Annotated in this window: 18 protein-coding genes and 1 pseudogene; 12 read left to right on the forward strand and 7 right to left on the reverse strand. The window is 52.3% G+C overall.

Annotated elements, in window-relative coordinates; translation table 11 throughout:
- Window positions 1-14 precede the first annotated feature (14 nt).
- Together AC3G2T_RS30445 and AC3G2T_RS30450 are read left to right on the forward strand one after the other, a co-directional pair.
- Entirely contained in the window at window positions 15-503 is a 489-nt protein-coding gene (locus AC3G2T_RS30445) for a dihydrofolate reductase (RefSeq protein WP_488437867.1), read from the forward strand.
- Window positions 504-506: 3 nt separating this feature from the next.
- Window positions 507-770, forward strand: a complete 264-nt coding sequence (locus AC3G2T_RS30450; protein ID WP_474685140.1) for a YciI family protein — start codon at window positions 507-509, stop codon at window positions 768-770.
- Between the two features lie 55 nt (window positions 771-825).
- Here the strand turns inward: AC3G2T_RS30450 and AC3G2T_RS30455 are convergent, their stop codons facing one another.
- The 3 genes from AC3G2T_RS30455 to AC3G2T_RS30465 form a co-directional block, all read right to left on the reverse strand.
- Complete coding sequence (locus tag AC3G2T_RS30455; protein WP_474685181.1) at window positions 826-1,443, reverse strand: YcnI family copper-binding membrane protein; 618 nt, start codon at window positions 1,441-1,443, stop codon at window positions 826-828.
- A gap of 113 nt (window positions 1,444-1,556) precedes the next feature.
- On the reverse strand, window positions 1,557-2,225 hold the full coding sequence (locus tag AC3G2T_RS30460) for a response regulator (protein WP_474685180.1): 669 nt from the start codon (window positions 2,223-2,225) through the stop codon (window positions 1,557-1,559).
- On the reverse strand, window positions 2,225-3,031 hold the full coding sequence (locus tag AC3G2T_RS30465; RefSeq protein ID WP_474685139.1) for a sensor histidine kinase: 807 nt from the start codon (window positions 3,029-3,031) through the stop codon (window positions 2,225-2,227). The genes AC3G2T_RS30460 and AC3G2T_RS30465 overlap by 1 nt, the downstream gene beginning before the upstream one ends.
- A 166-nt stretch (window positions 3,032-3,197) precedes the next feature.
- Between AC3G2T_RS30465 and AC3G2T_RS30470 the strand changes: the two genes are divergently transcribed.
- The 4 genes and pseudogenes from AC3G2T_RS30470 (at window position 3,198) to phnE (AC3G2T_RS30485) (ending at window position 6,739) form a co-directional block, all read left to right on the forward strand.
- The gene (locus tag AC3G2T_RS30470; RefSeq protein ID WP_474685138.1) at window positions 3,198-4,223 is read left to right on the forward strand and encodes a HoxN/HupN/NixA family nickel/cobalt transporter; all 1,026 of its coding nucleotides are present in this window, start codon (window positions 3,198-3,200) and stop codon (window positions 4,221-4,223) included.
- A gap of 171 nt (window positions 4,224-4,394) precedes the next feature.
- Entirely contained in the window at window positions 4,395-5,168 is a 774-nt protein-coding gene (phnC, locus tag AC3G2T_RS30475) for a phosphonate ABC transporter ATP-binding protein (protein ID WP_474685137.1), read from the forward strand.
- 29 nt (window positions 5,169-5,197) lie between these two features.
- Window positions 5,198-5,926, forward strand: a pseudogene (gene phnE / locus AC3G2T_RS30480) (phosphonate ABC transporter, permease protein PhnE); the annotation flags it as partial.
- A 66-nt stretch (window positions 5,927-5,992) separates the two neighbouring features.
- Window positions 5,993-6,739 (forward strand): phosphonate ABC transporter, permease protein PhnE, encoded by a 747-nt coding sequence (gene phnE, locus AC3G2T_RS30485; protein ID WP_488437898.1) that lies wholly within the window; start codon window positions 5,993-5,995, stop codon window positions 6,737-6,739.
- A gap of 78 nt (window positions 6,740-6,817) precedes the next feature.
- Here the strand turns inward: phnE (AC3G2T_RS30485) and fur are convergent, their stop codons facing one another.
- Window positions 6,818-7,267, reverse strand: coding sequence for a ferric iron uptake transcriptional regulator (fur, locus tag AC3G2T_RS30490; RefSeq protein WP_474685179.1), 450 nt, complete (start codon window positions 7,265-7,267; stop codon window positions 6,818-6,820).
- 236 nt (window positions 7,268-7,503) lie between these two features.
- Here fur and AC3G2T_RS30495 point away from each other — a divergent pair, with 236 nt between their 5' ends.
- On the forward strand, window positions 7,504-7,749 hold the full coding sequence (locus AC3G2T_RS30495) for a hypothetical protein (protein ID WP_474685135.1): 246 nt from the start codon (window positions 7,504-7,506) through the stop codon (window positions 7,747-7,749).
- A gap of 72 nt (window positions 7,750-7,821) precedes the next feature.
- Here AC3G2T_RS30495 and AC3G2T_RS30500 read toward each other — a convergent pair whose 3' ends face one another.
- Complete coding sequence (locus AC3G2T_RS30500) at window positions 7,822-8,787, reverse strand: phosphate/phosphite/phosphonate ABC transporter substrate-binding protein (protein ID WP_474685134.1); 966 nt, start codon at window positions 8,785-8,787, stop codon at window positions 7,822-7,824.
- 147 nt (window positions 8,788-8,934) lie between these two features.
- Here AC3G2T_RS30500 and AC3G2T_RS30505 point away from each other — a divergent pair, with 147 nt between their 5' ends.
- Window positions 8,935-10,533, forward strand: a complete 1,599-nt coding sequence (locus AC3G2T_RS30505) for a bifunctional metallophosphatase/5'-nucleotidase (RefSeq protein WP_488437868.1) — start codon at window positions 8,935-8,937, stop codon at window positions 10,531-10,533.
- Window position 10,534: 1 nt separating this feature from the next.
- Here AC3G2T_RS30505 and AC3G2T_RS30510 read toward each other — a convergent pair whose 3' ends face one another.
- Together AC3G2T_RS30510 and AC3G2T_RS30515 are read right to left on the reverse strand one after the other, a co-directional pair.
- On the reverse strand, window positions 10,535-10,780 hold the full coding sequence (locus AC3G2T_RS30510; protein ID WP_474685132.1) for an HD family phosphohydrolase: 246 nt from the start codon (window positions 10,778-10,780) through the stop codon (window positions 10,535-10,537).
- Window positions 10,777-11,097, reverse strand: coding sequence for a YbjQ family protein (locus AC3G2T_RS30515; protein ID WP_474685131.1), 321 nt, complete (start codon window positions 11,095-11,097; stop codon window positions 10,777-10,779). Before AC3G2T_RS30515 ends, AC3G2T_RS30510 begins: the two co-directional genes overlap by 4 nt.
- A 94-nt stretch (window positions 11,098-11,191) precedes the next feature.
- Here AC3G2T_RS30515 and AC3G2T_RS30520 point away from each other — a divergent pair, with 94 nt between their 5' ends.
- The 4 genes from AC3G2T_RS30520 to AC3G2T_RS30535 all read left to right on the forward strand — a co-directional run bounded on the left by AC3G2T_RS30520 (window position 11,192) and on the right by AC3G2T_RS30535 (window position 14,379).
- Window positions 11,192-11,983 carry an alpha/beta hydrolase gene (locus AC3G2T_RS30520; protein WP_488437869.1) on the forward strand — a complete coding sequence of 264 codons (792 nt, stop codon included), beginning with the start codon at window positions 11,192-11,194 and terminating at the stop codon, window positions 11,981-11,983.
- Window positions 11,984-13,186: 1,203 nt separating this feature from the next.
- Window positions 13,187-13,474, forward strand: a complete 288-nt coding sequence (locus AC3G2T_RS30525) for a CD3324 family protein (RefSeq protein WP_474685129.1) — start codon at window positions 13,187-13,189, stop codon at window positions 13,472-13,474.
- A 105-nt stretch (window positions 13,475-13,579) separates the two neighbouring features.
- A complete protein-coding gene (locus AC3G2T_RS30530) occupies window positions 13,580-13,966 on the forward strand; it encodes a gamma-glutamylcyclotransferase family protein (protein ID WP_474685178.1) in 387 nt (128 codons plus the stop codon).
- A gap of 38 nt (window positions 13,967-14,004) precedes the next feature.
- On the forward strand, window positions 14,005-14,379 hold the full coding sequence (locus tag AC3G2T_RS30535) for a response regulator (RefSeq protein ID WP_474685128.1): 375 nt from the start codon (window positions 14,005-14,007) through the stop codon (window positions 14,377-14,379).
- Window positions 14,380-14,384 lie beyond the last annotated feature (5 nt).

The raw sequence follows: 14,384 nt of genomic DNA on the forward strand, positions 1-14,384 counted from the left end.
GGAGGGACTTGCTCTTGAGCATTTCATTTATTTTTGCGATGGACCGGAACCGGGCTATCGGCAGCAACAACAAGCTTCCGTGGCGTTTGCCGGCGGATTTGCAGTATTTTAAAAGAGTGACGATGGGGCATCCGGTTTTGATGGGCCGCAAGACGTACGATTCCATCGGCAAGCCGCTGCCCGGACGAAGAAACGTCATCCTGACGCAAAACAGCGATTTTCGCGCCGAAGGCTGCGAGATCGTACATTCGGCCGAGGAAGCCGTAAACGGGTTTGCCGAAGAAGAGCTGTTCGTGATCGGAGGAGCGGAAATATTCCGGCTGCTGCTTCCGCAGGCGGACCGCATGTACATCACCTTTATCGACCATGAGTTTGAAGCCGACGCCTATTTCAAAGAGTTCGATTTGTCGGAATGGGAGCTTGTTTCCTGCGAGCAAGGGGAGCAAAACGAAAAAAATCCATACGTGTACGAATTTCGCGTCTACGACAGAAAGAGGGAATAGTCTATGAAATACTTTGCCGCATTTTTGCCTATGAAAGACGAAGAGCTTAGCAAGCAGTATCGCCCCGATCATCTGGCTTATTTGGAAAAATGCCGGGGCGAAGGGAAAATTTTCGCCAACGGGCGCTTTGCCGACGGTACCGGAGGCCTTGTCATTTACAAGGCCGAGACGCTGGAAGAAGCCGCCGCTTTGGCGGGTGAAGACCCATTCGTCAAAACCGGCGCCAGAGAGTGCCGTCTTCACGAATGGGAAGTCGTCATTAGTTAAACAAACAAGCCCCGGCCGCTCTGCATATCAGAGCCGGTCAGGGCTTGTTTTTTCGTTAAGCGCGCTTTTTGAACAAGGAGACGATCAGTGACAAAGCGCCGAGCACAACAGCCGCGATGGATACATACAGCGCCGTATTCGAGGAGGAAGCGCCTCCGTCATGGGCCGCCTCTGCAGCAGCGGCCGTATGGCCGTGGCTGTCGGCCGCCGCTCCGGCCGGCTTGGGCTTCACTGTCGTCACGGAAGCGGGCTTATCGGATCCGTTTGCTCCGACCCATTCAACGACGCTGCCGTCCTGATACGTTTGGTAAGCTTTCCAAACGATCTGCGTAGCGGCATCCGCTACTTTTCCCTGCATGCTGAATTCGCCGAACTCGTTTTTCGCCAACCCTTCGCCGGTAGCGGTCCAGGTGACCCCTGTAATTTTGCCTGAATCATCCTTGGCGATATCGTATTTCCAGCCTGGCTTCGGCTCAAAGCGGGAGATGGCGACCGAATCTACCGCGAATTTGACTTCCACTTTTGTCGTCGCCACATCTTTCTCTACCGGCACCCGAACGGTAAACTTTTCGTACGAACCTTGCGTAGTCTCGCTAGGGAGCACTGTCACATGGGCGCTGGCGATTCCAGCGAAAAGCATCGAGCAAACGAGCAAAACAACTGCATGAACCATGATCTTTCTAAACACTATACGGGATCCCCTTTCGAATCAACTCTTTCACCATGATGTCCATCTTACGCGAATATCAAGCAAAACAGTATGACTCAACTGGGCTATTTTTGCAGCTAGTTTTGTCCTTTTCGTGTCAAGCCGAATTTGACGGCGAACGCCGTAAGCTGGACACGGTTTTCGAGCTGCAGCTTTTCCAAAATATTTTTCATATGGTTTTTGACCGTATGTTCGGATATGAGCAGCTTTTCGGCGATCTGCCGGTTGTTGTCCCCGGCCGCCACGTAGGCGGCAATCTCCTGCTCCCGGGAGGTCAGCATGCCGGGATGAGGACCGTCCGGCTGAGTTCCCGACGGGGCGCGGAAGCGGTGAAACAGCTTGTCCGCCATTTGCCGGGCGACATCGGAATTATCGTCAAGCAGCGCGTGCAAGTAGGTGAGCCATTCGTCAGGGTCCATGTTTTTCAGCAAATAGCCCTGCGCGCCGAACTGGAGCGCCGTGAACAGATCGGCAACGTCATCGGAGACGGTCAGCATGACGATGCGGATATGTCCGTACAGCTGCTTGATGCGCCGCGTCGCTTCCAGACCGTTGACCGGAGTCATGTGAATATCCATGAGCACGACATCCGGTTGAACTTCCCCGCACAGCGTGACGGCTTCCTCGCCGTTAGCCGCTTCGCCTACGATGAAGAACTCGGGTTCTCCTTCCAGCATGCTGCGGACGGCTTTCCGTGCGAGCGGATGGTCGTCTGCGATGAGGACGCGGTAAGCTTGCTTCGATATCACTGGCTTTTCCTCCTTTGTGCGACGGCGATAAGCTCCGTGCCCGGCCGGCCTTCGGCAGAGCGGATTTCGAACGCCGCGTTCAATTCGGCGGCCCGCTTGCGCATCAGCTCGATGCCGTATTTTTTGCCGGCCGGCTCTTGCTGCTGCAAACCGCATCCGTCGTCAACGATGTGCAGGCGCCATTCCGCCGGTGAAGCGGTCAGCGAGATGGCGGCTTCCGACGCTTTGGAATGCTTGCGTATGTTCGTAAACGCCTCCTGAATGATGCCGAAGAGCTGCACCTCTTCCCCGGAGCCGAAGCTTTGCTCGGCGATGGCGATATGCTCCTCCAGCCTGATGCCGGTGACGGCCTGCCAGTCCTGCAGCCATTTGCGGATGCGCACAATGAAGGCGGTACCTTCTTCGGGCGGAGTCCGCAGGTTGAAAATCGCCTGCCGCAGCGAATTATCGATCTCGGAGACGGCGGCTTTGGCGTCTTCCAGTTTGCCCTGCTTCAGCTTCACGTTCAGGAAAAAGAGCGTTTGCGCCAAATCGTCGTGCAGCTCGCGCGCCAGCCTTTCGCGTTCTTCATACACGGCTCTCCGGGCCTCCCCGGCGGCAAGCTTTTCGTTAATGCGCGTAATGCTCCGGAACATCCAGGAGGCAAAAAGGTAGGAGAGCAGCAGCGTAATGAGCGTAATCGCAAAATTGCCGGCTTCCATGGACAAATAGTTCAATAAAAATTCATGGCGGATATACTCAAAGCCGCCGATGATCAATACCGGCAGAAAAATCGTAAACAGCTTGAGAATATTTAGGGACATAGGGCCAACTCCTTATGGCTGACAAATATTTGGCATGAATTCTATTATAGCAGGAGAAATGTTGGTTTTCTTCACAAAATCCCGGAAACAAGCTTCTCATTCGCCTACTCTTGTGCTACATTATTAATGATTTGTAACACGATTGGAAAAGGATGGGGGAGCCGCGATGCCGAATGGCATATTTCAACAAAAAAGAAATTGGGCAGGGTACGCCGTCAGTGTTGTCCTGCTGCATATTATAGGATTGTTCGGGCTGTACAGCGTAGCCAAGGATCATCCTTCCTTTTGGGCGATCGGGCTGCTCGCTTACACGCTCGGCATGCGCCATGCTTTTGACGTCGACCATATTGCCGCTATCGATAACACCGTCCGCAAACTTCTCGAGCAAAAGAGCAATCCGCTGGGAGTCGGATTTTACTTCTCTCTCGGGCATTCCTCCGTCGTATTTTTGATGGCGATCGCGACTGCCTGGTCCGTTCAATGGGCGGCGCGCGAGCTGCCCTGGCTGCAGCGGGTCGGAGGCGTCATCGGGGCCTCGGTGTCCGGGGGCTTTTTGGTCATCATCGGTCTGCTGAATTTGATCATTCTGGTCAATTTGTTCCAGTTGTTCCGAAAATACCGCAAGGGCGAGCACAACGAGGACGAATTTGAAAAGCTGCTCGAATCGCGGGGACTCATCACCAGGCTGATCAAACCTTTCTTTTCCTTCATTAAAAGAAGCTGGCACGTTTACCCGCTGGGATTTCTCTTCGGGTTGGGTTTCGATACGGCCAGCGAAATTGCTCTGCTGGCGATTTCCGCGAGCGCGGCCAAAGAGGCGATGCCGTTCTTCGGCGTCATCTCGCTGCCGCTGCTCTTTGCGGCGGGGATGAGCCTTTTCGATACGGCGGACGGCATGTTCATGACCAAAGCGTACAGATGGGCTTTCACGACGCCGCTGCGCAAGCTGTATTACAACTTGACGGTCACGGCGGTAGCGGTTTTGGCCGCGCTGGTGATCGGGGCTGTCGAGCTGGGTCAGGTGCTGTCGGAGGAAGCGGGACTGGAGGGCGGCTTCTGGACATGGCTGCAGGAACTGGACTTCGGGATGCTCGGTTATATCCTCGTAGGCCTGTTCGTACTGGCTTGGGCGGTTTCCGTCACCATTTGGAAAGGACTGCGCATTGAGGAGCGCTGGGGCGCCAAGGTGTAATAAAAGTCGGCGGTATGCGGCGGAGCTGCAAAGCCCGCCGTTTTTTTGTGCCGGTGAACAATGGAATATGAATTTTTTATAAAGGAGATACAGAAAAAAGGATTTTGGCGAATTTCGTGGAATTTACAGATGGATTATTTCAGACACCACTCAAAAGAAAGTAGGACTTGTATGATTCAGTTTCAACGCATTTCCAAAGTGTATCCGAATGGGACCGTAGGTCTTAAGGATATCAATCTTACCATTCATCCCGGAGAATTCGTTGTCATTGTAGGTCTGTCGGGCGCCGGCAAGTCAACGCTGCTCCGATCCATTAATCGTTTGCACGAAATTACGGACGGACAAATTTTAATTGACGGCAAATCCATCACCAAAGCTTCCGGCGCGGAACTTCGCCGCATGCGCAGAGATATCGGGATGATTTTCCAAACCTTTAACCTGGTCAAACGGTCTTCGGTGCTGCGCAACGTATTGTCGGGCCGTGTGGGCTACCATTCCACGCTCCGCACCGTACTTGGCCTGTTTCCGAAAGAAGATATAGAGCTTGCGCTCAAAGCGTTGGAACGGGTAAATATCCGGGAAAAAGCTTACTCGCGTGCCGATGAATTGTCCGGCGGTCAGCAGCAGCGCGTTTCCATTGCCCGGGCGCTCGCCCAGGAAGCCAAAATCATTCTCGCGGACGAGCCTGTCGCATCGCTGGACCCGCTCACAACGAGACAGGTGATGGACGACCTGAAGCGGATTAATCAGGAGCTCGGCATTACGACCGTTGTCAACTTGCATTTTATCGATTTGGCCCGGGAGTACGCGACCCGGATTATTGGCCTCAGAGCGGGGCAGGTCGTGTTTGACGGCCCTGTAGCCGAGGCGACGGATGCCAAATTCTCCGAAATTTACGGGCGCCCGATCGATAAAGACGAGCTGTTGGGGGGGCAGGGAGGATGAGCACCGGAACTATCGCCAAACCTTCCCGCATGAAGCTCTATCTGACTTTGGTCATCATGGTCGGGCTGCTGATTGCCAGTGCATACGGAACCGACGCTACGCTGACCAAGCTGATCACAGGTACGCCGCAAATTACTTCATTTATTGGGGAAATGTTCCCGCCCGATTGGGCATTTTTTGCCGATATTTGGAAGCCGATGAGGGAAACGATCCAAATGTCCGTGCTCGGCACGCTGATCGGGGCATTGTTCGCTTTTCCGATGGCGCTGCTCGCCGCGCGCAACATAACCACGGTACCGTGGCTGTTTTACCCGGCCCGTCTCATTATGAATCTGATTCGTACGATTCCCGATTTGCTTTTCGCTTCGCTGTTTGCCGTTCTCGTCGGCTTCGGCCCTACGGCAGGTACGCTGGCGCTTATTTTTTTCACCTTCGGCATTTTGTCGAAGCTGGCGTATGAATCGACCGAGTCGATCGATCCGGGTCCGCTGGAGGCGATGACAGCCGTCGGCGCCAACAAGCTCAAGTTGATCCGCTTCGGTGTTCTCCCGCAGGTTGCGCCCACCTATTTGGCCCACCTGCTGTATACGTTTGAAGTCAGCATCCGGGCTTCAGCCATTCTCGGGCTGGTCGGAGCGGGCGGAATCGGTTTGCTGCTGAAAAACGTGCTCGATCTGTTCCGCTACGATCAAGCCTGCTCCATCGTCATTTATACGTTGATTATCGTCGTGCTGATCGACACCGTGAGCACGCGCATCCGCACTTACTTGCTGAAGGGCGGTAAAGGGCCGGTTTCGCCTTCCAGCTCACGTTGGAATACGGCGATAGGCTGGCTCGTTGTGTTCGGCCTGTTCATCTGGGCACTGACCGGTCTGGAGTTGACCGGATTCCAGCCGACAACGTGGACTTTGACGAAATCGATGCTGAGCGGCTTGTTTCATCCCGACTGGTCGTACGTTTATATCCCCGAGGGAGAAGACTTGATCCGCACCTTGCTTGAGACGCTGGCCATTTCGTATCTGGGCAACTTCGTGTCAGCCGTCGTATGTCTTCCATTCGCCTTCTGGGCGGCGTCGAACATGGTCAAAAACCGCTTTCTTTCAGGCAGCGGCAAGCTGTTCCTGAGCGTCGTCAGAACGATTCCGGAAGTTATCATGGCGCTGATCTTTATTAAAGCCGTGGGCCCGAACGCGTTCGCCGGGGTTATGGCGCTGGGGCTTCACTCGGTAGGGATGCTCGGTAAGCTGTATGCCGAGGGCATCGAGAACATGGACATGGGCCCTGTGGAAGCGATGACGGCCGCAGGAGCGAACCGCTGGCAGACGATGGCGTTCGCCGTCATCCCGCAGGTCATACCCGAGTTCATCTCATACTCGCTGTACCGGTTCGAAATCAACGTCAGATCCGCGACGCTGCTCGGTATTATCGGTGCAGGGGGGATCGGTACGCCGCTCATCTTTGCGATCAATGCCCGCGGCTGGCCGCGCGTAGGTATCATTTTGATCGGGATTGTCGTCACCGTCTCGATTATCGATTATATATCCGGAGCGCTGCGCAAACGAATTGTGTGACCCGCCCCGAACGTTATGAAAAAGACGCCTCCAACACCACTTGCGAGTGGAATGGGGCGTCTTTTTTTGCAGAAACATTTATGTTTGCTGTTTGGCTTGGCAGTTGCGGCACATTCCCTGAAAATCAAGCCGGTGATCCAGCACCTTGAAGCGGAACTCCTGCGCCAGCCGCTCTTCAAGCGGCAGCAGCCAGTCGTCTTTAATTTCCTCGACGCTGCCGCATTTGACGCAAATCAAATGATGGTGATGGTGGGCCTGGCTTTCATTGCGCAGGTCAAAGCGGGCTACGCCGTCGCCGAAATTGATTTTTTCCACAATGTGTAGCTCGCTGAGCAGCTCCAGCGTCCGGTAAACGGTGGCGAGCCCGATTTCGGGAAATTTGCTCTTCACCAAAATATAGACGTCCTCCGCGCTCAAATGGTCGTCTTCGTTTTCGAGCAGCACCTGAACAGTCGCTTCGCGCTGAGGCGTCAATTTGAAGCCTTTGACGGTCAGCAGTTTTTTAATTTTATCAATCGCTGCGTTCATGGTTTGTTGTTCCATAAGGTTGGTTCCTTTCAGCTACTGAAAAGGATTTACTTTATAATAATTCTAAAACTATTATAAAGTTAAATAAGAAATGCTGTCAAAGCATTTTACTGCCAGCCTATCCTTATTCTACTTGATAAAAGGGATTTGCGCGAACATGGATTAAAAATTTTCCCGGAATCCGTAACGAATACCGTCATGAACTTGTCATATATTAGTAGAGAGGTGAAAAGTTGATGTTCGAATGGCTCATAATAGGTAAAGAAGAGGTCAAAATTACGTGCGGGAATAACACCCTCGTAGGCACTATCTCGAATTATTACAAAGCCTTCCAACTCATCAAAATCGACAATGTGCTAATTCCCGTCGAATGTATTCGGGAAATCGAGGTGCTGGATACGTCCGGTCCCGTTACGAATACGGCGGCAAGCCGCAGAAATACGCCAATCGATTTCTTCACCAAGAAGCTGGCACGGACTTAAGAAGCAGCAAAATGCCTCCACCAGACCTTTAGGTCCGGTAGGAGGCATTTTTGCTTGAGCTGCGAATTCGGCTTATTTCAAGCCCATTTCTTTGTTAACATCGCGAACGATGTTGAATTTGGCATCGTCGGAAGCTACGTAGCCTTTGTGAGAGTATACGTCAAAAATAACTTTTTGGCCTTCAGGGTCGTTGCCGATCGCGATGAACGCGTCCTGAATTTTCTTTTTCCATGCTGCATCCATATCCGTACGAACGGCGATAGTGTCATTCGGGATTTTGTCGGAGTAGCCAAGCACGCGGGTTTGTTTGAAAATGTCCGGATAATCTTTAGTCATGTTGGCGCGGATATCCTGGAATACGCCTACAGCGTCAACTTGACCGTTGAGCAGAGCGATAACCGCTTTGTCGTGTCCTTGGAACTGAACGCCGGTTACGTCTTTCACAGGATCTACGCCGGCTTTTTTCAACATATAGCCAGGATAGATGTAGCCTGCTGCGGAAGTAACGCCCTGCCAGCCCATTTTTTTGCCTTTCAAATCTTTCACTTCTTTGATCGGGGAATCCGCTTTTACAACGATCATAGCTTTGTAAAAATCTACGAGATCTTTCGTAGGCTGGCCTGTAGCATCGTCAACGCCAAGGCGGGTTGCTTGCGCAAGCAGGTCGGCCGCTTTGCGGGTGTCATGAGCAACGACGTAGTTGGACGGAGGAAGGAATCCGACATCTACTTGCTTGGAAGCCATTGCTTCGATAACCGTGTTATAATCTGTGGATACGGAAACTTTTACAGGGATGCCGAGTTTATCTCCGAGCAATTTTTCAAGTGGTCTTGCTTTTGCCTCAAGCGTTTCGGCGTTTTGGGACGGCACGAATTGCACTCTCAGCTCTTTAGGTACGAATCCTGCTGCTGCAGCTGCCGGCGAGGAAGAGGCTGCCGGTGAGGTTGATGCGGCAGTTGTGTTCTCTTTTTGTCCGCAACCTGCGATAGCCGCTGCCATTACCAGGGATAAACTAATTGCAGAAAACTTTTTTAACATTTGTTGACCTCCGATTAATTAATTTACAACTACTCTTGTAGTACTATAACATTAACACATCTGATATGGAAGATAGTGTGAAGTATTTGTTAAAGTGACAAAATTTCTGTAAAGGCACACAAAAACTAGAGATGCAGGAGTGGAAAAATGGAGAAGTTTGCTGACCGCAGGAGCTGTACGATTACGATTTTGGAGACTAGCGATTTGCATGGAAGTCTGCTGCCGATTCATTATGCCAATAATGGGCCCAACGAAGTAGGATTGGCGAAAATTGCGAGCTTGATTGCGGCCGAGCGCGGCAAAGAACAGCATGTGATCGTCATTGACAACGGCGATTTGATCCAAGGCACGCCGCTTGCCTATCATCATGCAAGGCTGGACAATACGCCGGTCAATCCGATGGTTCTCGGTCTGAACTATTTGAAGTATGATGCCGCCGTTCCGGGGAATCACGAATTTAACTACGGGCTTGACGTGCTGGACAAAGCGGTGAAGGAATCGGAATTCCCCTGGCTTTGCGCGACGATCGCCGATGAGGCGACAGGGCGGCCTTATTTTGGACAACCTTATATTGTCAAAGAAACACCGGAGGGTGTCCGCGTCGGAATTGTCGGATTAACGACACCGTATATCCCGAACTGGGAAAATCCCGACCATATTCGCGGTCTGGTGTTCGAAGATGCCGTCGCCAGCGCGGCCAAATGGGTAAAAACGCTTAGGGAAGAAGAGCGTGCCGATGTCGTCGTCGCTGCGTATCACGGCGGTTTCGAGCGCGATCTTGCGACCGGAGAGCCTACGGAGCCTCTGACGGGAGAAAATCAGGGATACCGGCTTTGTACGGAGGTCGAAGGCATCGACGTGCTTCTGACGGGGCACCAGCACCGCAGCCTTGCCGCAGTCGAGGTGGGCGGAGTCGTCATCGTTCAGCCCGGAAGTCTCGGCGCCGCGCTCGGCAAAGTGGAGCTGAAGCTGGAACAAAACGATAGCGGCACATGGAGCATTTTGTCCAAAAAGTCGGAATTGCTGTCCGTGCAAGGCGTCGACGCAGATGCGGGCGTTGTCGGATTGGCGGGCGAGTACGAGGCGAAGACGCAGAAATGGCTGGATCAGCCGATCGGCAAGCTGAAGGGCGATATGCTGGTCAAAGATCCGATGCAAATCAGGCTCCGGGACAGCGCGCTGATCGAATTCATCAACCGCGTGCAAATGGAGCTGTCAGGAGCGAAAATTTCCAATACGGCATTGTTTGACAATAGTTCGCCGGGGTTCCCTTCGGATATAACGATGAGAGATATCGTGTCGAACTATATTTATCCGAATACGCTGAAGGTCATTCGCATATCCGGTCAAGACATCAAGGATGCGCTTGAACAATCCGCGGAATACTTCGAGCTCGCGCCGGACGGCCGGATCGGGATAAGCGCCAAATTCAGCGAGCCGAAGCCGCAGCATTACAACTATGACATGTGGGAAGGAATCGAGTACAAACTGAATATTTCCCGCCCGCCCGGCCAAAGAGTCGTCAAGCTTGACTATGAGGGCCGTCCGCTTGATATGGAGGCATCCTATAATGTAGTGATGAACAATTACCGGGCCGGCGGCGGGGGAAACTATGCGATGTTCCAAAATAAACCCGTTGTGAAAGATATACCGACAGACGTTGCCGAACTGCTGGCTATTTATATTATGGAAAAAGGAACGATAGAGGCCTCATTAAATCATAACTGGGAAGTCGTTACCGAATAATTTACTTCTCTCGGACATATTCTCTGTCGCCGGTTCGCGGGTTGTAATAAACCCGGTAAGTAAAGCCGTCCTTCGGATCGATAAAAACTTCAGCCGTCCATACGAAACCGTTGGACGGCTGAGAATCGTCCGCGTTCGTCCTGCTTTTATAACGTTTGTCGTAGTAAGCCCAGCCCAGAAGGAAAAGAACGATAAATCCGATCAGCCAGATTCCGTAAAAGAATATGACGGGATACATCCCATTCATAACCTGCGCGTCCGGACCGCAGTGCCGTAAGCGACGATTTCGCTCATGTTCTGGCCGATGTCACCGCTGTCGAAACGCATCATCACGATCGCGTCCGCGCCCATCGCGGCGGCATTTTTCACCATGCGATCCATGGCTTGGCGCCGTCCGTCCTCAACCATCTGGGTGTACTGCGTCACTTCGCCGCCGACCAGCCCCTTGAGCGAAGCGAGGATGTCGCCGCCGATCCCTCTCGCCCGAACGACGACGCCGAACGTGCTTCCGAGCACCTCGGTAATTTCATGACCTGCAATGTTTTCTGTTGTAGCTACAATCATGCTTATCATCTCCTTGAGTGAAATATAGCTTGCTCTATCATTTTGTTGCGATATTATTAGCTTAGTACGTATTTTAACCGATGGGGGTTCCAAAATGAAAACAGTGGATTTATGGCCTGGCGTATCTTTTGAAGCCAGCGGAGAAATCAATGACGGGTGTCCGAGCTTGTCGCTCTACCCGGTCTCAGGGGAAGGCGCAAGCCCTGCAGTTATCGTCTGTCCCGGGGGCGGATACCGCAACCGCGCGTCCCACGAAGGCGAGCCGATCGCACAGTGGTTGAACGGACTCGGGATTTCCGCATTTGTGCTGAATTACCGGGTCGCTCCCAATTACCATCCCGTGCCTATGCAGGAAGTGCTGCGGGCTATTCGCACAGTCCGGCATTATGCCGCCGAGTGGGGAATCGATCCCGGGCACGTCGGTATTTTGGGCTTTTCCGCAGGAGGCCACCTGGCGTCTACGGCAGGAACGCATTACGACTTGGGCGATGCGCAGTCGGCCGATCCGATCGAAAGGCAGAGCAGCCGTCCCGATCTCATGGTACTGTGCTATCCGGTTATTACTTTTGGCGAATACACGCATCAAGGGTCGAAAACAAGCCTTCTGGGCGAGTCTCCCGATGAAGCGCTTGTCGAGCTGATGTCCAACGAACGGCAAATTACCGAAGATACGCCACCGACCTTTTTGTGGCATACCGCCGATGATGCGGCCGTAGCCGTCGAGAACAGCATGCTGTTTGCCGCAGGTCTCAGCCGCAACAAAGTGCCTTTCGAGCTGCACGTGTTTGAAAGCGGTTCGCACGGGCTCGGTCTGGCGCAATCGCACCCCGAAGCCAAAGCCTGGCCGGAGCTTTGCGGCACGTGGCTGAAGAAGCAGGGCTTTTAACGCCGGGCGGGCCAGCCGCGGAGCGATAACAGTGACCGTATGTGCATTACGGTCGCTCAGACTGTTGAAAAGCTCGCACGCGCCAGGGGGCAGCACACCTATTTGACAGCGCGGGGAAAAACTGCAAAAGTGCAGCTTTTGCTCGACGGATACACTGTCCGCGAAATATTCCTGCAAATGTGCAGGCTTTTCACCGCGAACACGGGCTCAGGTTCATTTTCATCAAAAATTCCTGCACAATCGCAGGCTTTTCGCCAAAATGAACCATTTTTGCGGAAAAAACCTGCACTTTTGCAGGTTTTACGGGCTGCCCCCAGGTCCTCTTCGGCGGACCTAATTCTCACCACTCTGAGTGACCATCGGGTCACTGTTTATTATGACCCATGGGACGCGTATAAAAACAGCGCGTCCCAATTACGCATGATTCGGATTCTCGCCAAGCTCGACCTTCGTCCCCCTGGCTAACTAACTCCCACCATCCCGACTAACTCCCACCACCCTCTGGCGATTTTGCAGATACTGCAGAACGGCGCCCACCGAGAAGCACAGATCCACCGAGTCCCCCGCCACACGTACTAACTTCCACCACCCTCTGGCGATTTTGAAGATACGACAGAACGGCGTCCGCCGAGAAACAGCGTGCCCTCCTCCCCGAGCCCTCCAATAAAGATTCGTTATAATGATTCTTTCGCTTGAGGAAAGTTTTGGTTTGTGAGTTAATGGAAGAGTAGCCGGCCGGCTGATTCCTCAGGAAAGGAGTGATCAAAGTGATTACAACAGCAGAGGTGGTCTCTGCGTAAGCAGAGGCAATCATTCACGGAGGCCGAAAGGCCTCCGCTATAATAAAGATTCGATCGCAAGTAGACAGAGTGAAGCTTTTAACATATAATAAAAATGTTACATTTTACTAATTCCAAGGTGAAAGGAGTGCAGTATACACATGAATACAGCAAACACAATGGTAGCAATGATGAATGCAGCGGCAGCCGCAGAGGTGCTCGTCTCTTAAACTGAATATCATTCGTGGAATAACCATTCACCTGATTATTGTATAATTGAATATACAAACAACAGGCACGATACGTTATCGTGTTTTTTTAATTCCTTTTTACAGAATGATAGGAGGTGCAGGGGCGATGAAAACTACCGCGGCAAATAAGGCGAATTCTTTTAAGATCGACATATTTGAGGAGGTTTTCATCAATGAGTTACAAGAACGGCAAGGACGTTCTTCCCCCTAGCCTATTAAAACAATTACAGGAGTACATCCAAGGTGAGATCATATACATTCCCAAAAAGGAGCAGAAACGCGCCGGATGGGGTGAAAATAACGGAACCCGGATTATTATCGAACGAAGAAACCGCGAGATTTTCCGGATGTACCAGAACGGATCGACAGTCATGGAGCTGATCAAAGTTTTCCATCTTTCGGAAGACAGCATCCGCAAAATTATTGTCAAAACCCGTGAATTAACTACAAATCAAGCGTAAAACAGCGACTAATGAGTTGCTGTTTTTTTTATTGACACTTTTTCGTGCAGTGCACGTACATGTATAGTAAATTTCATACCCAAGTTCGGCAAGGAGGGGTGTCTTATAGTTTCGGTTTTTGTTTACGGCACGCTTTTGGCAGGGGAGAGCAATCATCATGTAGCGGCGCCGCATGTTTTGTCCGTTCAGCCGGGGGCAGTCCGGGGGCGTTTGTACGACGTTGGCGCTTATCCGGCTCTTGCGCTCTATGACGAACGGGAGGCCTTTTCAGAAGGGACGGTCGTCGGCGAGTGGCTGGAAGTGACCGAGGAGGGACTGAAGGCGATGGACATTTTGGAGGACTACTACGGACCTGGCGGGCAAAATGAATACGAACGCGTGTGGGTGGCGGATATCAGCGGCCTTCGGGAAGGCTGGGTCTATGTTTGGAAAGATGTCACAGGACTTAAGGAAATTGCCGGCGGTTCGTGGAAAAAGTACAGGATAAAATGATATAATTGGCACGAATACATGTTATAAGGAGAGCATTCATGTCTGCGCATAAGATTTTGCTGGCTGACGATGAGGTGGCGCTGCGGTTTTTGCTCACGGAAACATTATCGGATGACGGCTACGAAATTACGGAGGTCGAAGACGGCCTGCAGGCGATCGACCGGCTGCAAAAGGAATCTTACGATTTAATTATTTTGGATTACATGATGCCCGAGCGAACCGGCGTCGAGGTATGTGAATGGCTGCGGAAAAGCGACAATGCCAACCGGAGCATTCCCGTGATTTTGCTTACCGCCAAGGCGCTCGACAAAGATAAGGAAAAGGCGAAGGCGGCCGGCGTCACAGCCTACATTGTGAAACCGTTCAGTCCGCTTCAATTGCTGGAGACGGTCGGACATTTGCTGAAAAACTGACACAG

It is taken from the genome of Paenibacillus sp. sgz302191 (assembly GCF_057749925.1).